The following is a 16,837-nucleotide window of genomic DNA, read 5'->3' as shown; positions in this document are numbered from 1 at the left end:
AAATTGCGGTTGCGCTTTGGCTTCCCGTTTGTCTGACACAGAAGGGAGTCCTTATTCCTGAATATACAAATTGACTCATAGCACTAGCGATAGAATGCGGCGCATATAAAATAATAACGCGACGAATTTATGTTGCTGTCAAGGCACGCACGCGGTCCACCAACCACGCCATATCGTTGTCCCTGATCCCAAGCTCGACCAGATGTGCCGCTGTGTTGAACAGGTAGTCGGTGTTCGGTCCGCGCCCGCCGACTGCAGTCGAAATCATGACCGCCTGTTGTTCAAGTTCATACTGGCAATACTGTGCGTGCGCGGGGTCAATGACATAGGTCAGTGCGCGGATCGTTTCGCCGGTCTCGGTGATCAGGTCAACATGTTCTTCGACGTAGGCCGATGAGATCAGTTCGCGTTCGCGCAGGTCGGTCAGGACCTTGTCTTCGTCGTCGGGGGCGACCTGAAACGCCATACCGGTGCAGCGCCCGCCGGGGACCGCGTCCAGCGCCAAAACAAGACCGGGGTGATCCGTTGAACCGCGGTGATGGATCGACAGCATACAAAAACTGCGATGATAATCGTGCAAGCAGGCTTTGACAGCGGTCACAGGTTCAAAACCCGGATTCCACAGCAACGATCCATACCCAAACACCCACATCGCCATCTTGCTTTTCCCTTGCTTTGCCCTGTTAAACACCCGTTTGCGCAGGCATAAAAGGGACTATTTGGTGGTGTCGCCAAAGATCGCCGCGCCGTGCTGCTGCAAATAGATATTCAACCACGGCGTATAGGCATTTGGTTGATCGGCCACCTCTTTTTGCAGCCTGCGTATATCAATCCAACGGGTCGCCATGACCTCGGCTGGGTTCGGTTTTATGGATAAGTTCAGGCTTGCTTGGCTCACGAATATCGCGACAACTTCGTGCTCGATCAAACCGCCACCCACATCCGCCCGGTATTCGATGTCGCCGCGATAGGCGAGATGCAGATCTGTGATGCCCAATTCCTCGTCCAGCCGTCGCGCTGCACAATCGGCATCGGCCTCGTCCCATAGCGGATGGGTACAGCAGGTATTCGCCCACTGACCCGGGGTGTGGTATTTCGTCAGTGATCGTTGCTGGATCAAAATTTGATCGTCGTGCATGACGAATACGCTGACCGCTTTGTGTTTTAAGCCAAGTCGATGCACTTGCATCTTTTCTACCGGGGTAAGGGTGCCATCCACCCATGCGGGGATCATTTGTGATTCCATTGCACGTACCTTTTGCTGATCCGGCCGCGATATATCCCGTTTTCATTCTGTTTACACCCCGAACATGTCCAAAGACCCCAGCGGGTTAGACCCGCGCGACCGCCACTTGTATTCTCGGCGGGGCTGACGCAAGTTTCAGGTCAAAGCGCTTTGAGAGGGAAAGATATGACAATTCGGGCAGTCGTTTGGGGCGAAAATGTTCATGAAAATACCAACAAAGTTGTTGCCGATCTGTATCCTGACGGGATGCACGGAGCGATTGCAAAAGCCTTGAATGGCGATGGCGTTATGGCCACTACGGCCACTTTGCAAGAACCAGAACATGGTTTGTCTGAAAGCCGTCTGGCTGAAACAGATGTGTTGTTGTGGTGGGGCCATGCGGCGCATGGCGACGTATCTGACACCGTCGTCGAACGTGTCGCAGATCATGTGAATGCGGGCATGGGCCTTATCTTGTTGCACTCTGCCCATTTTGCGAAAATCTTTAAACGCCTGATGGGCACGCCATGCAATTTGACGTGGCGCGAGGCGGGCGAACGTGAACGGCTTTGGGTCACTTCGCGCAATCACCCGATTGCGGCAGGGCTGCCTGACCATTTTGAACTGGAAAACGAAGAAATGTACGGCGAACCCTTCGGCGTGCCCGAGCCGCTTGAGACCGTATTTATCAGCTGGTTCCAAGGTGGCGAAGTGTTCCGGTCTGGACTGACCTATAAACGTGGGGCGGGGAACGTTTTTTACTTTCGGCCGGGGCATGAAACATACCCCACCTACCACGATCCAAACGTGCAACGCGTGTTGCAGAATGCCGTCCGCTGGGCCTATAACCCTGCGCCGCGCGTGATTGGCGTGAATGACGCGCCCAACGTACCAGTTGAACAGGCACTAGAGCCGATCCAACAACGTGGCGCGCGTCTGCACCATGACGGTGAGGAGGGGTTTAAATGATCCGTGTTTTGATCGTTGGCACTGGCGGCATGGCCCACGCCCACGCCGAGGCCTATGCCGCGATGGATGGGGTTGAGGTGGTTGCGGGTGTCGATCCAAACGCTGAAAACTTGCATGCGTTCAATGCCAAACACGGTATCCAGCATGCATTTTCACAGGTGCAAGACGCGCTTGATTGGGGTGAATTTGATGCGGTGTCGAACGTAACGCCTGATGCGGTGCATCACCGCACGACGATGCCGTTTTTGTCTGCGGGAAAACATGTTTTGTGTGAAAAGCCGCTCGCGGCCAATCATGCGGATGCCGTTGAAATGGCCGAGGCTGCGCAGGCGGCGGGTGTGATCAATATGGTCAACCTCACTTACCGCAATGTGCCAGCGTTAATGCAGGCCGCCCAGTTGGTTGCGGCTGGCAAGATCGGCGAAGTGCGGCATTTCGAGGCGTCGTATCTTCAAAGCTGGTTGACGCAGCCTGCCTGGGGGGATTGGCAGACTGAAGCCCAATGGCTGTGGCGTTTGTCATCTGAACATGGGTCGATGGGCGTTTTAGGCGATGTGGGTGTTCATATTTTAGACTATGCGACGTTTGCCGCGGGGTCAGATGCCGCACGGGTATCTTGTCGACTAAAGACGTTTCACAAGGCTGAGGGTGACCAGATCGGAATATATCATTTGGATGCAAACGACAGCATGACGATGCAGGTCGCGCTGGAAAATGGTGCAATCGGTGTTATTCACGCCAGTCGATTTGCCAGCGGCCATTTGAATGACCTGTGTTTGCGTCTTTTTGGGACCCGTGGCGGGCTTGAGGTGCGGTATGAAAACGCAACCAGTACCCTGCGCACATGTTTGGCTGATGACATGGCCGATGGAATCTGGACAGATATTCCGCCTGTGACAATCCCGACAAATTACGCACGCTTTATAGAAGCGATACGCGAAAAGAAGCCGGTTCATCCCGACTTCGCGCGCGGTGCCGCCCTGCAGCGGGTTTTGGACCTCGCTGTGACCTCGAGCATAGAAAATGCAACCGATCAAGTCATTTGATGGGGCACCGTACGGTACCTGTTTTGACTTTTTTCTGATTTCGTTTCACCTCTGCTGCGGGGCAACATGTTTTCGTGGAGCCTGCGGCATTTCGCAAACAATCCAGTAAGGTTTTCGCGCTAGGGTAGTATCGGACATCTGCGTGAATGTTGCTAAATTTGTTTGGAGTGCGAATTGGAGGATATGAAATGAACGAGGTTCTTGTTCCGATTTCGGTCGGCGATTTGATAGATCGGATGGCCGTTCTTGACCTACAGACGACAAGCGCTGTGGACACAGTACATCAGGCGTCTTTGCGCAGTAAAAAGGCATTACTTGATCGATTAGCGGAACGTGTTTTGCCAAAAGACCCGACGTTTTGCGCGCTGCGACAGGACCTTCATGCTGTGCGTGTTGACCTTCGAACGATAGAGCAGGACTTGCGCGCTTGTGAGGAAAGGGCCGATTTTGGAACCGCTTTTGTTGCTTTGGCGCAGGCATTTTTTGTGTCGCAAGATGTCCTTGATCGGATCAAATCCGAGATCAACGACCGTGTCGTTCATTTTGAAATGTCACGAAACGCAACGCAGACTTTTTCACAGCTACGTGATTATTAAAACTAGCTAAATTTATTAGAATTGCAGCATTAATCCGCTATTCATTTCCGATGACCTATTCCGAACCTCGGGTGAAAACGAGGTGGTGATATGCGTGCAAAACCAAATGCGCCGATTATTATAAAACGGAAAAAGGTGATTTCAGGTGGCGGCCATCACGGCGGCGCCTGGAAGGTTGCATATGCGGACTTTGTAACCGCAATGATGGCTTTTTTCATGCTGATGTGGTTGCTGAACGCGACCACTGAACAGCAGCGCAAGGGGATCGCCGACTATTTTGCACCGACGATTCCGCTAAGCCGGATTTCGGGTGGTGGTTCTGGCGCGTTTGGCGGCAGCGATGTTTTTACCGAAGACACCCTTGCGCAAAGCGGGACAGGTATTAGCCAGCCCACGATCGGTCAAAATCCGGTTCGGGTCGAAGACGCGACCGAAGGCGAAGCTGCCGCCGTTGCCGCGCAGGTCGCAGCGCTGCGCGATATCGAAGCAGTTTTGATGGGAAGCGGCGGCGAAAGTATGCTGTCTGATCAAGCGCTGCGCCATATCGTCACCCGCCTCACTGATGAAGGGTTGGTGATCGAGATATTTGATCTTCCCAACGTCGAATTGTTCGACAAAGACAGTACGAACCCACATCCTGTCACGGCGGAAATTGCAGGGATTCTTGCACGATTGTTTCAATCTGTCAGTAATGATGTCGTCATCAAGGGCCATCTGAGCGCCAAGTCTGTCGTAAGGATCGATAATCCGATCTGGGAGCTGTCAACAGGCAGAGCTGCGCAAATGCGCCTGATGCTCGAATCGGCGGGGCTTGCGCCACGTCGCATTGCCCGTTTGACAGGGGCTGGTGATCGCGTGCCAGCGGTTGCCGACGCAACCGCGCCACGTAACAACAGGATCGAAGTGGTCTTGTTGCGATCGGATATTTAGCAAAAAATGGTTTGAATTTTATCTGTTAGGAGTGCGTTAAGGCGCGGTGTTTAGGGAGAGGAGTAAGAATGAAATTCGCCGCAGAAAGGCTCAGCAATGACCATTTCCTCTTCTCTCAACGCAAGCGTCGCTGGCCTGGCGGCCAACGCATCGCGATTGGCAACGATATCTGACAACATCTCGAACTCGTCGACTTATGGTTATAAACGTGCCGTCACAGACTTTCACGCGATGGTTATCGAAAGCGGCAATGGAACTTATTCAGCTGGCGGCGTTCGGATCACAACGGCGCGCCTGATTGATGAGCGCGGCGCACTTGTTTCGACCAGCAACCCCACCGATCTTGCTGTGCGGGGGCGCGGGATGCTTCCTGTGACGTCCGAAACGTCAGTTGCGGTCGGTAATGGTGACAACCCTTTGTTTCTTACAACAACCGGGTCATTTAGACCTGATGCAGACGGGTACCTGCGCACCCCGGGAGGATTGGTTCTACTGGGTGTTCCAGCGTCCGCAGATGGCACAATCCCGAACTATCCACGCGATTCAATTGATGGTCTTGTCCCCGTACAGATCAACGCGAACCAGTTCGCTGGCGAGGCAACCACCCGCGTCAATCTATCTGTCAATCTACCTGCCACTTCGACGCGGGAAGATTCGACAGGTGATCTGGAAAGCTTAACAGTCGAATACTTTGACAACTTGGGGGCGTCGTCGAACCTCAGCTTTACTTTCACGCCAACGGTACCAGCTACTGGCGCTTCAAATGAGTGGACCATGGAAATCCGTGACAGCGAAAGCGATGTCGATGCAAATGGCATTCCTGACGTGGTGGGCGAATACACCCTGACCTTCGACGCGTCACGTGGGGGCGGCGGGACTTTGGCGAGCGTGACAAACACCGGCGCGGCCATTGGCGGGGCATATGACCCGTTGACTGGCGCGCTGACCATTGCGGTTGACGGTGGCCCGATGGATATAAACATCGGCGAGCTGGGGAGTTCGATTGGCCTAACGCAACTTTCGGATGCATTTGCCCCTGTTTCGATTTCGAAAAACGGAACACCTGTTGGTAGCCTGACGTCGGTCGAGGTCGACAAAAACGGATATGTTCGCGCGAGCTTCGATATCGGAATCAATCGCGTTCTTTATCAAATTCCACTCGTTGATGTGGCCAATGTGAACGGTCTCGAAACGCTCGATCAGCAAAGCTACAGGGTCACACCAGACAGCGGCACATTTTTCTTGTGGGATGCGGGGGATGGCCCGACTGGCGATATCGTCAGCTATGCCCGTGAAGAATCCGCTACTGATGTCGCTGGTGAACTCACAAATTTGATCCAAACCCAACGCGCCTATTCGTCTAACGCAAAAGTCATCCAGACTGTGGACGAAATGCTGCAGGAAACCACGAACATCAAACGTTAAGCCCGCACAGGAGCAATGACAGATGAGCCTATCCAGCGCACTAAACAATGCCATAAGCGGCCTGACGTCCACCTCGCGTATGGCGGAAGTTGTTTCATCGAACCTGTCTAACGTAATGACTGATGGTTATGGGCGCCGGTCGGTCGAACTGTCATCGGTGCAAATGGGAAACGTTGGCGGCGGTGTGCGTGTTTCCAGCGTGAACCGATTTGTTCACGCGGGACTGTTGGCTGACCGCCGGTTGACTGACGCCGCCCTGACGGGACAGCAAGAGACAGTGAACGCCCTGACGCGGCTTGAACAAACTTTAGGTGGCGCCGAAGATGCTGGCAGCATTGGTGCGCGGCTTGCCGCACTTGAAGGCGCGTTGATCAGTGCAAGCAGTGATCCCGCATCGGAAACACGTTTAGCTGCCGTTGTCAGCCGCTTCACCGACCTTACGCAAACACTCAATAGCAATACCCGCAGTACGCAAGCGTTACGGCAAGAGGCGGATGGCGCCATAATGAACGACATAAATACGCTTAATGCGGCATTGTCTCAGGTTGAGGCGCTAAATACAGATATTCTAAGGTTGAAGAGTAAAGGTATTGACACGTCAAGTTTGCTTGATACTCGCCAAAAGGTTGTCGATCAGATAGCCGAAATTGTGCCTGTGCGACAAATTGACCGACCCAATGACACAATCGGACTGCTCACAAAAAATGGTACGACCCTACTGGATGGACGCGCGGTACAATTTGGTTTTGATCGTACGCCGACAATTACTGCAGATATGACTTTTGCTTCTGGTGCGCTTGGCGGGATAACGGTCAATGGGGTTCCGCTTGATCCGGCAAAAGGGGCAGGTCGACTGGATGGTGGGTCGCTTGGCGCGGCTTTTGCCATGCGAGACGTGACCTTAGTTGAAGTGCAAAACGGGCTGGACGAAATCGCGGTTGATCTGATCGCTCGCTACCAAGATCCGATGACTGATGCGACGTTGGCACCCGGTGATTTGGGGCTGCTCACTGATGAGGGTGGGTTGCTTGACCTAGCGGATGTTCCCGGCGTTGCCGGGCGGATCGCGTTGAATGCCGCCGTTGACCCGAACAAGGGGGGTGAACTTCGGCTTTTGCGAGATGGGCTTAATTCTGGTGTCGCTGGCCCCACAGGTTACGCGACACAGCTGAATAGATTGCTCGAAGCGTTGGCAGTGCCGCGCGCAGACTTGCCGGGTGTTGCCACGCATTCAGCAAGCGGGCGTGTTTCCAGCTTTACAGCGATGGTGGGCGGGACACGCCTGGCTGCCGAAGAAAAGCTAAGCTTTACAGCGGCACGCTGGGACACGCTTCATGAAGCAGAGCTATCTAACGGCGTTGATACCGACATCGAGCTGCAAACTTTGATGCGCATCGAACAAGCCTACGCAGCAAATGCAAAAGTAATCGAATCTGCAGATTTTATGATGCAGCGCCTCATGGAGATATAGATGCCAGTTAATTCAGTAGGGGATATGGCCCAGCATTTTATGTCCATGCGCAATGGTAGCGGGATCAAATCCGACCTTGCGAGATTGTCTGAAAGTATGTCGTCTGGACGTGTGTCCGATATTACGCGGCATCTTGGCGGTGAAACAGCACGACTGTCCGGCATTAACCACAGTTTGACCCAGATCAGCAGCTACGCGCAGGCGGGGCGAGAGACAGAACAGACGCTTGCCACGATGCAGACTGTTCTCAACCAAGTTGGTGCTTTGCGGGAAACGACGGTAGGGCAGCTTCTTCTCGTGAGTAACAATAGCTCGGAGGATCAGGTTAACGAAGCTGCGCGTGCGTCAAGTTCTACCTTCGGAACAATGGTGAACCTGCTGAACACCCGCGTCGGGGATCGGGCGATTTTTGGTGGGGCCGAGGTAGCAATGACAACGCTTGCCAAAGCAGATACCATGGTTGCCGATATCCAAGCTGCCATTGGCGGTGCAACCAGCCAAGCAGCGATTTCTGCGATTGTTTCTGACTGGTTTGACAGCCCAACTGGGGGGTTCTCGACCATGGGTTATGCGGGGGATACCGGACCTGAATTACAAAAACGTGTGTCTGCAAACACGTCGCTTGTGCTTGATGCGCGGGCGGATGATCCCGCGATAAGGACGGTTCTGAAATTTGCAGCTATGGCGGCCATCGTTGACGAAATGCCCAGTTTGCCGCCGGCTACAAGGACGGGATTGTTGCAGGAAGCCGGGGCAGGATTTTTGGGTTCGGCAAGTGCCCTTGTTGCGGTGCAAGCACGTATTGGTTTTGGCGAAGCAACCGTTTCACAAGAGATGGCTGAAATGAGCGCCCAGGGAGCGGCCCTCGAAATAGCGAAAAATAATCTCATTTCAGCGGATCCCTTTGATACAGCATCGCGCCTTCAAAGCGTCCAGATTCAGCTTGAAACCCATTATGCAGTGACGGCGCGCCTCTCCCAACTTAGTTTGTTGAGGTACATGTCATGAATGCCCTTCGCATTATTTTATGCTGCGTAACTGTCTTGGTTTCGTCTGGCGTACAGGCAACGCCGATCCGCATTAAAGACCTGGTTGAATTCGACGGGGTTCGATCAAATGACCTTGTCGGCTATGGGCTCGTTGTCGGGTTGAACGGCACTGGAGACGGGTTGCGAAACTCACCCTTCACAGAGGAAATTCTTAGCAACATCCTTGAGCGTCTCGGTGTCAATGTAACCGGCGAACAATTCCGCCCGAAAAATGTTGCGGCGGTTTTGGTTACTGCAAGCTTGCCGCCATTTGCGCGGGCTGGTAGCCCGTTGGACGTGACCGTTTCGGCAATCGGTGATGCAGACAGCCTGTTGGGCGGCACGTTAATTATGACGCCACTTAATGCCGCAGATGGCGACATTTATGCGGTCGCGCAGGGAACGATTATCGCTGGTGGGGTATCTGCAACCGGCGATGGCGCGACGGTCATCCAAGGTGTTCCTACAGCAGGCGCGATCCCGTCTGGCGCCACAATTGAGCGCGAGGTAGCATTTGATTTTGAAGGCTTGACGTCGCTACGGCTCGCTCTTCGGACTCCGGATTTTACCACGGCAGGCCGTATTGAGGTGGCGATCAATCAGAACTTTCGGCGAGGTGTCGCAAAGATGCTGGATGCCGGAACCGTCGAGCTAAATATCACAGCGACCCAAATGGCATCACCGGCGCACGCATTGGGGCGGATTGAGAATATCCTTGTCGAGCCAGAACAAAGGGCGCGTGTGGTTGTTGATCAGCGGTCGGGGACGATCGTCATGGGTGAGAATGTGCGCATTAGTCGGGTTGCCGTCAGCCAAGGAAACCTAACCTTACGTATTCAAGAGGCACCACTTGTGTCGCAACCAAACCCATTCGCTCCGGGTGAAACCGTTGTAGTGCCGCGAACTGACGTAGCTATCGTTGACGAAGCCGGCGTTGGATTAGCTGAAGTGCAAGAAGGCACATCCTTGAGTGAGGTCGTAGCGGGCCTAAATGCGCTGGGCGTCGCGCCGCGCGACATGATTGATATATTGAAAAGCATTAAGGCCAGCGGTGCACTTCACGCAGAATTCATCGTTCGTTGAATTGGACCTGTCGCGCGTTCGTGCCGCCCCAAGTGCTCGTTTAGGCCACTTTCCGTTCGAAAGCGACCGTACTTTTCCAGCCCGATGCTGAGTGGCGGCGACGTGGATTGTAGAAGCCATTGATGTATTCGAAGATGGCCATCTCAGCCTGCTTGCGGGTTTTCCATGTGCCTCGCCAGATTAGCTCTGCTTTGATCGTTTTGAAGAACGTCTCGACACCCGCATTATCACAGCAATTTCCCTTGTCGCTCATGGATGCCTTAAAGCCATGTTGGCGAAGTATTTTCTGAAAGTCGTGCGAACAATATTGCGACCCGCGATCAGTGTGATGAACACAGCCCTTTGGCGTCGCTCGGAACGCTATGGCCATGCTCAATGCCCGGATCGCCAGATCACGTTTCATCCTGTTACTCACGGCCCAGCCGATTACACGACGCGAGTGTAAGTCCAGGATCACGGCCAGATACAGCCAACCTTCACGCTTCCAGATGTAGGTAATGTCACCAGCCCACTTCTGGTTTGGTTAATCTGCTGAGAAGTTACGATCAAGCAAGTTCGGGGCGACGTTAAACGTGTGGTCGCTATCTGTCCTGACTTTTTTGCGTGTTCTTACGACCGATATGCCGTTTTTACGCATCAGACGGCCTACGCGGCGATGCCCAACGTTCAAGCCAATCTCCCTCAATTCCTCCGTCATCCGTGGTCGACCGTAAATGCCAAGGCTGAGACGGGACTGTTCTTTGATGTGCGCCAAGGTGACCAAATCAGATCGCTGCCTGCTGCTGGCAGTGCGACTGCGGAATGCACGCAAACCGCGCATGCTGATATTTATAACATAACACATCCGGCTGATGGCAAATACGGATTGGTGCTTTTCGATGAACTTAAACCTCATGGCTTTTGGTGCGCGAAGAATACCGTGGCCTTCATCGGGATAACGCCACATAGGGATCCTTCGTGATCCTCTTCAGTTTAAGATATCCCTATCCCCCTTGAGAATGCGGTTCTCGCGGCGCAGCCGATCATTATCTTGGATGAGCCTCAGATCCTCTTTCGACACTACTTCCGAGTCTCGATGCACAGTGATCCATTTGTTCAGCGTCGACACACCGACGCCCAGATCGTCAGCCACCTGTCTGCGCGTCAGCCCACTGGTCAACGCGATGCGCACAGCGTCCTTGCGGAATTCGTCCGTCCGTTTCAGTCCCATAGTCAGTCACCTTCGACGCAGTAAGTGCTATCAAAGGAGCGGCATCAAACCGTGATACGTCCAATGTTCTACAACCCGACGCGCAAGCACACAAACAACGGGATGCTGTCACCGGTTGACTATGACGAAAGAGAGTTGAAACCGAACAAAGCAGACGTCTAGGAAACTAGGGGCACCTCAGTCCACAGCTTCCCCCCTCAGCGCCACTATCTTCGAATCTTCTCTGCGCCTTCGTTCCGAGCAGAAGGAAGACAAGCGGACCTTGGGTCTCTGGCCAGTTTCCGCAGAAGCTAATAGTGTACAGAACGCCAAAGTGCCAAGTGGACATCGATGTAGCCCGGCGTGGTGTGGGTCCTATCCAAGAACCACCACACGCACATTTGGCGGAATAATCCCATCGAATGCACGGCAGTGATGAGAGGCCTCCAGCGCATCGGCGACGGGAGCGCCTTGGCGACCCGGCCATATCATAGCGTAGTCGTCGATCTGGAGCGCTTCTGGGATAGCATCAAAATCGGGTTCTGGACTTTCCGCAAAGGCAGTTGGTTCTAGGTTGAGCAGTCAGTCTTCCATATACTCTCTCAGCTGTGCTCTTAGTGGTGCCATGAGCATTTTTCCCTGAGACAATAATTTTGTTCAAACCGTTCGGTTTTAATGAATGGAAACAAGTTGGGTCGTCACTGACGCCAATTGATGGGCGATGGACTTTCAAAGTTCTCCGTTTGGCTTGGAGAAACCGCAATACGCCTAAGATGTCTGGTAACTTTGCTCGAACTCGCAAATTATGTGATTAGACAGATTTACATCAAAGTCATTGAAAAATAATTTAGTCTCTTTTGCCCAGATCTGGCGACGCGCAATTTTATGCGCGCCGCAGAATTTTATCCGTTTCCCTACATTCGATTAGAAATCCAGATTTTCGACGTTCAACGCGTTGGTTTGGATAAACTCGCGCCGCGGTTCTACGACATCGCCCATCAGTTTGGTGAACAGATCATCGGCCTCGGCCAGATCTTCGACTTTGACTTGCAGTAGCGTGCGCGCGTCCGGATCAAGCGTGGTTTCCCACAGCTGGTCGGGGTTCATTTCGCCCAGACCCTTGTATCGCTGCAGCGACAGCCCCTTTTCGCCCTCTTCCAATATCGCCTTAAGCAGGTCAAGCGGCCCGTGAATCAATTGGTTGCGGTCTTTGCGCACCAGTGTGGCAGGCAGGTCATAGACGTCTTGCAGGCTTTGCGTGAATGTCCCGGCGCGGCGCGCCTCGCCAGAGCGGAGCATGCCGCCATCCAAAGTACGCACTTCTTCGACGCCACGAAGAATACGGGCCAGCTTCATGCCCTTGTCTTGGGTGATCCGGCCTTGCCAGCCACGCTCCCATTCAAGTGCGATCAGATCCAGCCGCCGTGCGACAGCATCGGCAACACCCTGCAGGTTGGCATCAATTGCGCCGGGCGTGAACGCCCCGGCAATGGCCGCCTGTTCCAGAATGTGACGCGGATAATGTGTTGGGAACGCGTCCAAAACCCGCTTGAGCTGTCGGGCTTCTTCAATCACGCGGCGCAGGTCGGCGCCGGCGATTTCCTCGCCGTTGCCTTGGCGCAGCATTGCGCCTTCAACGCCCTGTTCGATCAGGTATTCGTCCATCGCAGCCTGGTCTTTCAGGTAAACCTCTGACTTGCCGCGCGCGACCTTATAAAGCGGTGGCTGCGCGATATACAGATACCCGCCTTCGATCAACTGCGGCATTTGCCGGAAGAAGAAGGTGAGCAGCAGTGTGCGGATGTGCGCGCCGTCAACGTCCGCATCGGTCATAATGATGACTTTGTGATAACGTAATTTTTCGATGTTGAATTCGTCGCGCCCGATGCCGGTGCCCAAGGTCATGACCAATGTGCCAATTTCCTGAGAATTCAACATCCGGTCGAAACGCGCGCGCTCGACGTTCAAAATCTTACCCTTCAGTGGCAAAATCGCCTGCGTGCCACGGTCACGGCCCGTTTGGGCGGAGCCGCCGGCAGAGTCCCCTTCCACGAGGAACACTTCGGTTTTTGCGGGGTCTTTTTCAGAGCAGTCTTTGAGCTTTGACGCGTTAAAGTTGACGTCCATCGCGGATTTGCGCCGGATCTCGCGCGCCTTGCGGGCAGCTTCGCGTGCGGCGGCGGCTTCGACGATTTTAGATATGATCGACTTGGCGATGGCAGGGTTTTCTTCGAACCATTCGTTCAGCTTTTCACCCATCAAGTTTTCGACGGCAGGCCGCACTTCGGAGCTTACCAATTTGTCTTTGGTTTGGCTCGAGAATTTTGGGTCGGGGACTTTTACCGACAGCACACAAGTCAGACCTTCGCGAGCGTCATCGCCTGTCAGGGATACTTTTTCTTTTTTCGTGATGCCGGTGTCGGTGGCATATTTTGTGATTGCACGGGTCAGCGCACCGCGGAAACCAGCCAAGTGGGTGCCGCCATCGCGTTGTGGAATGTTGTTGGTAAACGGCAGCACCATTTCGTTGTAGCTATCGTTCCACCACATCGCGACTTCGACAATAATGTCGTCGCGCTCGCCGACAACATAGATCGGTTCTGCCATCAGCGGTGTCTTGGACCGGTCAAGATATTTCACGAATTCCTTGACGCCACCTTCGTAAAACAGCTCCGAGCGCAACGGTTCGGCAGGGCGCATATCCTCGAGGATGATCCGGACACCAGAGTTGAGGAACGCCAATTCGCGCAGGCGTTTTTCAAGAGTGTGAAAGTCGAATTCACGGTTACTGAAAGTGTCTGTCGATGCGAGGAAGGTGACTTCGGTTCCTTTACGGCCATTGGCGTCGCCGATCACCCGCAGGCTTTCGACGGTAAATCCGCCTTCAAAGCGGGCGTAATGTTCTTTGCCTTCGCGCCAGATACGCAGTTCTAGATAGTCCGATAGCGCGTTCACAACTGACACACCAACGCCGTGCAAGCCGCCGGACACTTTATAAGAGTTGCTATCGAATTTACCGCCGGCGTGCAGCTGGGTCATGATGACCTCGGCTGCGGAAACGCCTTCACCTTCGTGGATACCGACAGGGATGCCGCGCCCGTTATCACCGACTGTGACAGAGCTATCGGCGTTAATTCTGACGTAGACATGGTCAGCGTGACCGGCCAAGGCTTCGTCAATCCCGTTATCAACCACCTCGTATACCATATGGTGCAGGCCAGAGCCGTCATCCGTGTCACCGATGTACATACCGGGACGCTTTCGAACCGCTTCTAACCCCTTGAGAACCTTGATTGAATCGGCGCCGTATTCTTCTGGCTTCTTATCGTCGTCTGACATGCAGTTTTTCCCGTGTCTCTATGCGCAAAATATATGCTATCAGCGCCGGATTGTCACGCGAATGACACCATATTTTGTGGTTTTACGCCAGCAACAAAGGTTTCCCATTAGGCAGCTTGCCGGGCAAGTTGCTTCACTTTGTCCGTCCAAGTCTGCACCTTGTGATCGGTGGCGTCCGTGGCACCTGAAAAATAGGAATATCGCGTTGGCTTGATCCCGACAAAACCAAAGATTTGTTTGCTGGTTTGGTGCAGCACGGCACGTTTGTAGACCAGACTTTCAAACCAATATGGCGTGTCTGATGTCATGATGATCCGCGCGGTTTTACCGGTCAATTTGGGTCTAGGCATTCCCAGCCAAGTTGTGTCCTTGGTATCGAATGTACGGCCCGGAATGAGCGCGCGATCAAACAGCCCCTTCAGCTTGGCGGGCAATCCGCCCCACCACATCGGGGTCGTCAGAACAAGGTGTTCGGCCCATTCGAGGTCAGACAGGAATGTCTCCAGCTGTGGCTCTAACGGTTTGAACTTTGAATATGTACCTTGACCGAAGTCAGGATCAAACCTCATTTCAGATATGTGATGTGCCTTGACCGTTGCGCCAGCCGCCGTCGCTGCGGTGGCGTATTTTTCTGCAAAGTGGCGCGACAAAGAGGAGGCGCCGGGGTGACCGTTTAAAACAATAATGCGTTTCTGTGTCATCTTGGTTCCATTAAATTGACTATGGTCACTTTTAAATCATAAAATTGACCGTGGTCAATTACTGAAATTTGACCACGGTCAAAAATATGTTAAATTGCAACGATGAACGCCCGCGCCCCACAAAAACGCCGCCTTGAAACGCGCCAACGTCTGATCGACGCGGCAAGCGCGATTGTGTCCGATGGCGGATTTGCCGCTTTGCGTGTCGAAGATGTCGTGGCCCGGGCAGAAGTCGCCAAAGGCACCTTCTTTTCCCATTTCGAGGACAAAGACCGCCTAATGGCCCTGCTTATTGGCGAGGAGATGACACGCATACTGTCACAGGTCGCAGCAGGCCCCGCACCATCGTCGATACCCGCATTTGCTGATACGCTTGCGCCACTTTTTGACTATATGGCGCAGGATCGTGTTGTATTTGACTTAGTCGTCCGGTTTTCAGGCGCGATGGCGATTGAAACAACAGAGCTTATTTCGCTTAATTTTCTACATCAAGTTGAGCAAGTTGCGGAATGGATCAAGCCATTGCAAGGGAAGGTGATCCGCGACGATGTTGAAGCGCTGCTTCTTGCCGAAGGTGTTCAGGCATTTGCTATTCAATCTATGGCGTTCAACTTTTGTGCGCTGCACAATACTGGCACGATGCGCGAACGACTAACACGTTACTTACAGGCATGGATGGCCCCGGTCATGTCAGACCAATAACCACACCAACACAGATCAACAGCCAACCCGCGACCAGATTCATCCGGCGCACCGAAGAGGGCGATTTTAGAAATCCCCGCGCGCGATCGACAAAACCAGCAAGGATCAGGTTTCCCGTCAACGGTACGACGAAACTCAGCGTGCAAATGGCGGCGATGTCCAGCCGCGTCATCTGCGTCAGGTCGAAGAAACCCGGCAAAATCCCCATGTAAAATAGCGCTGCTTTGGGGTTGCCGATGATCACCGCCAGCCCCGCGATAAATCCGGCCCACATGCCTGGACGCGTCAGCCGATTGTTGCTGCCCAGCTGTCTATCGGCATTGCGGATCAGCAGCACGCCCATCAGGATGAACACGCCGACAGCGACCCAGCGCAGCACGTCCATAAAACCCGCAAATTCCGACACCAGCCAACTGACACCCAGCACAGCAACCAGCGGCCACAGGATATCGCCAATCGCAACGCCCATGGCCAATGGCCAAGCCGCCTGAAATCCGCCCGACATAGAGCGCGCCAACAATGCAACCCACACCGGCCCCGGCGTCATAAACAAGATGAGCAGGGCGCCCGCATAAAGCAGCAGGTCATACAAGGTTACGGTCATCTAAAACATATGTCCCATCAGGTCGACTTCGGTCTGGTCATCCCACACGATATCGCCGGTCTTCGCGACCATGAAACCGGGATCAGAAACCGTTTTAACAGCAAGCGAGGTTCCACGTTCAAGGTCAAAGTGGCGTAACCTGTTGTGCGCGGTTTGAAATCCATAGCGACTGTAATGCGCGGGGTCGCCAAACAGCAATGCAAAGGACGCGTCGCTTTTGGTGGCAATCGTAAGCGCGTGCGTAATCAGCGCCCGCGCCACCCCTTGCCCGCGAAATGAAGGGTCTGTCGCAACCTCGGCCAAGCCCAGAACGGGGATCAAAATATCGTTCATCTGGATCACACGGTAGGTCAGCGCGACATGCCCTGCCAGCCGCCCGTCGACCCGCGCAATCAGCCGCAAGTGGTGCCGCTGGCGAAAATAGGACCGCCCGCCAAAATCAGTCTCGAACGCGGTCGCCAGCAGCGCCGCAATTTCAGCATCAACAGCAGCACCGAGGTCAAGTTCGGCAATGGCTAGAATGTCCATG

The 16,837-nt window shown here is 53.9% G+C and carries 15 protein-coding genes and 1 pseudogene; 9 read left to right on the top strand and 7 right to left on the bottom strand.

Annotated elements, in window-relative coordinates:
- Positions 1 to 127: 127 nt before the first annotated feature.
- Together ACXJGX_RS06340 and idi are read right to left on the bottom strand one after the other, a co-directional pair.
- Entirely contained in the window at positions 128 to 658 is a 531-nt protein-coding gene (locus ACXJGX_RS06340) for a gamma-glutamylcyclotransferase (protein ID WP_474779773.1), read from the bottom strand.
- A 57-nt stretch (positions 659 to 715) separates the two neighbouring features.
- The gene (idi, locus tag ACXJGX_RS06335; RefSeq protein ID WP_474779771.1) at positions 716 to 1,246 is read right to left on the bottom strand and encodes an isopentenyl-diphosphate Delta-isomerase; all 531 of its coding nucleotides are present in this window, start codon (positions 1,244 to 1,246) and stop codon (positions 716 to 718) included.
- Positions 1,247 to 1,411: 165 nt separating this feature from the next.
- On the opposite strand from idi, the gene ACXJGX_RS06330 reads away from it, so the two are divergent.
- The 8 genes from ACXJGX_RS06330 (at position 1,412) to ACXJGX_RS06295 (ending at position 9,773) form a co-directional block, all read left to right on the top strand.
- Positions 1,412 to 2,194 (top strand): ThuA domain-containing protein, encoded by a 783-nt coding sequence (locus ACXJGX_RS06330; protein ID WP_474779769.1) that lies wholly within the window; start codon positions 1,412 to 1,414, stop codon positions 2,192 to 2,194.
- Positions 2,191 to 3,240: a Gfo/Idh/MocA family protein gene (locus ACXJGX_RS06325; protein WP_474779767.1), complete on the top strand. Its 1,050-nt coding sequence runs from the start codon at positions 2,191 to 2,193 to the stop codon at positions 3,238 to 3,240. The genes ACXJGX_RS06330 and ACXJGX_RS06325 overlap by 4 nt, the downstream gene beginning before the upstream one ends.
- Positions 3,241 to 3,428: 188 nt before the next feature.
- Positions 3,429 to 3,836: a hypothetical protein gene (locus tag ACXJGX_RS06320; RefSeq protein WP_474779765.1), complete on the top strand. Its 408-nt coding sequence runs from the start codon at positions 3,429 to 3,431 to the stop codon at positions 3,834 to 3,836.
- Positions 3,837 to 3,926: 90 nt separating this feature from the next.
- Complete coding sequence (locus ACXJGX_RS06315) at positions 3,927 to 4,766, top strand: flagellar motor protein MotB (RefSeq protein ID WP_474779763.1); 840 nt, start codon at positions 3,927 to 3,929, stop codon at positions 4,764 to 4,766.
- A 96-nt stretch (positions 4,767 to 4,862) separates the two neighbouring features.
- A complete protein-coding gene (locus ACXJGX_RS06310) occupies positions 4,863 to 6,191 on the top strand; it encodes a flagellar hook protein FlgE (protein ID WP_474779761.1) in 1,329 nt (442 codons plus the stop codon).
- A gap of 22 nt (positions 6,192 to 6,213) precedes the next feature.
- Entirely contained in the window at positions 6,214 to 7,662 is a 1,449-nt protein-coding gene (gene flgK / locus ACXJGX_RS06305; RefSeq protein ID WP_474779759.1) for a flagellar hook-associated protein FlgK, read from the top strand.
- Positions 7,663 to 8,670 carry a flagellin gene (locus ACXJGX_RS06300; RefSeq protein WP_474779757.1) on the top strand — a complete coding sequence of 336 codons (1,008 nt, stop codon included), beginning with the start codon at positions 7,663 to 7,665 and terminating at the stop codon, positions 8,668 to 8,670. It begins immediately after the preceding gene.
- Positions 8,667 to 9,773, top strand: a complete 1,107-nt coding sequence (locus tag ACXJGX_RS06295) for a flagellar basal body P-ring protein FlgI (protein ID WP_474779755.1) — start codon at positions 8,667 to 8,669, stop codon at positions 9,771 to 9,773. The genes ACXJGX_RS06300 and ACXJGX_RS06295 overlap by 4 nt, the downstream gene beginning before the upstream one ends.
- Positions 9,774 to 9,813: 40 nt before the next feature.
- Here ACXJGX_RS06295 and ACXJGX_RS06290 read toward each other — a convergent pair.
- The 3 genes and pseudogenes from ACXJGX_RS06290 to ACXJGX_RS06280 all read right to left on the bottom strand — a co-directional run bounded on the left by ACXJGX_RS06290 (position 9,814) and on the right by ACXJGX_RS06280 (position 15,002).
- Positions 9,814 to 10,983: pseudogene (locus tag ACXJGX_RS06290) on the bottom strand (IS3 family transposase).
- 903 nt (positions 10,984 to 11,886) lie between these two features.
- Positions 11,887 to 14,301 carry a DNA topoisomerase (ATP-hydrolyzing) subunit B gene (gene gyrB, locus ACXJGX_RS06285; RefSeq protein WP_474779753.1) on the bottom strand — a complete coding sequence of 805 codons (2,415 nt, stop codon included), beginning with the start codon at positions 14,299 to 14,301 and terminating at the stop codon, positions 11,887 to 11,889.
- A gap of 107 nt (positions 14,302 to 14,408) precedes the next feature.
- Entirely contained in the window at positions 14,409 to 15,002 is a 594-nt protein-coding gene (locus ACXJGX_RS06280) for an NAD(P)H-dependent oxidoreductase (RefSeq protein WP_474779751.1), read from the bottom strand.
- Between the two features lie 102 nt (positions 15,003 to 15,104).
- Between ACXJGX_RS06280 and ACXJGX_RS06275 the strand changes: the two genes are divergently transcribed.
- Positions 15,105 to 15,704 carry a TetR/AcrR family transcriptional regulator gene (locus tag ACXJGX_RS06275; RefSeq protein WP_474779749.1) on the top strand — a complete coding sequence of 200 codons (600 nt, stop codon included), beginning with the start codon at positions 15,105 to 15,107 and terminating at the stop codon, positions 15,702 to 15,704.
- Here ACXJGX_RS06275 and ACXJGX_RS06270 read toward each other — a convergent pair.
- Together ACXJGX_RS06270 and ACXJGX_RS06265 are read right to left on the bottom strand one after the other, a co-directional pair.
- Positions 15,688 to 16,308 (bottom strand): LysE family translocator, encoded by a 621-nt coding sequence (locus ACXJGX_RS06270; protein ID WP_474779747.1) that lies wholly within the window; start codon positions 16,306 to 16,308, stop codon positions 15,688 to 15,690. The two genes, ACXJGX_RS06275 and ACXJGX_RS06270, sit on opposite strands and share 17 nt — an antisense overlap.
- Positions 16,309 to 16,836 (bottom strand): GNAT family N-acetyltransferase, encoded by a 528-nt coding sequence (locus ACXJGX_RS06265; RefSeq protein ID WP_474779745.1) that lies wholly within the window; start codon positions 16,834 to 16,836, stop codon positions 16,309 to 16,311.
- Position 16,837 lies beyond the last annotated feature (1 nt).

It is taken from the genome of Yoonia sp. SWMV100 (assembly GCF_056108365.1).
The sequence above is the reverse complement of the archived record's forward strand: the minus strand, read 5'-3'. Positions and strand labels throughout refer to the sequence as shown.

What these genes read in the sequence shown, in the direction of transcription:
- ACXJGX_RS06340 (WP_474779773.1), bottom strand. Translation starts at nt 658, where the DNA reads ATGGCGATGTGGGTGTTTGGGTATGGATCGTTGCTGTGGAATCCGGGT.
- idi (WP_474779771.1), bottom strand. Translation starts at nt 1,246, where the DNA reads ATGGAATCACAAATGATCCCCGCATGGGTGGATGGCACCCTTACCCCG.
- ACXJGX_RS06330 (WP_474779769.1), top strand. Translation starts at nt 1,412, where the DNA reads ATGACAATTCGGGCAGTCGTTTGGGGCGAAAATGTTCATGAAAATACC.
- ACXJGX_RS06325 (WP_474779767.1), top strand. Translation starts at nt 2,191, where the DNA reads ATGATCCGTGTTTTGATCGTTGGCACTGGCGGCATGGCCCACGCCCAC.
- ACXJGX_RS06320 (WP_474779765.1), top strand. Translation starts at nt 3,429, where the DNA reads ATGAACGAGGTTCTTGTTCCGATTTCGGTCGGCGATTTGATAGATCGG.
- ACXJGX_RS06315 (WP_474779763.1), top strand. Translation starts at nt 3,927, where the DNA reads ATGCGTGCAAAACCAAATGCGCCGATTATTATAAAACGGAAAAAGGTG.
- ACXJGX_RS06310 (WP_474779761.1), top strand. Translation starts at nt 4,863, where the DNA reads ATGACCATTTCCTCTTCTCTCAACGCAAGCGTCGCTGGCCTGGCGGCC.
- flgK (WP_474779759.1), top strand. Translation starts at nt 6,214, where the DNA reads ATGAGCCTATCCAGCGCACTAAACAATGCCATAAGCGGCCTGACGTCC.
- ACXJGX_RS06300 (WP_474779757.1), top strand. Translation starts at nt 7,663, where the DNA reads ATGCCAGTTAATTCAGTAGGGGATATGGCCCAGCATTTTATGTCCATG.
- ACXJGX_RS06295 (WP_474779755.1), top strand. Translation starts at nt 8,667, where the DNA reads ATGAATGCCCTTCGCATTATTTTATGCTGCGTAACTGTCTTGGTTTCG.
- gyrB (WP_474779753.1), bottom strand. Translation starts at nt 14,301, where the DNA reads ATGTCAGACGACGATAAGAAGCCAGAAGAATACGGCGCCGATTCAATC.
- ACXJGX_RS06280 (WP_474779751.1), bottom strand. Translation starts at nt 15,002, where the DNA reads ATGACACAGAAACGCATTATTGTTTTAAACGGTCACCCCGGCGCCTCC.
- ACXJGX_RS06275 (WP_474779749.1), top strand. Translation starts at nt 15,105, where the DNA reads ATGAACGCCCGCGCCCCACAAAAACGCCGCCTTGAAACGCGCCAACGT.
- ACXJGX_RS06270 (WP_474779747.1), bottom strand. Translation starts at nt 16,308, where the DNA reads ATGACCGTAACCTTGTATGACCTGCTGCTTTATGCGGGCGCCCTGCTC.
- ACXJGX_RS06265 (WP_474779745.1), bottom strand. Translation starts at nt 16,836, where the DNA reads ATGGACATTCTAGCCATTGCCGAACTTGACCTCGGTGCTGCTGTTGAT.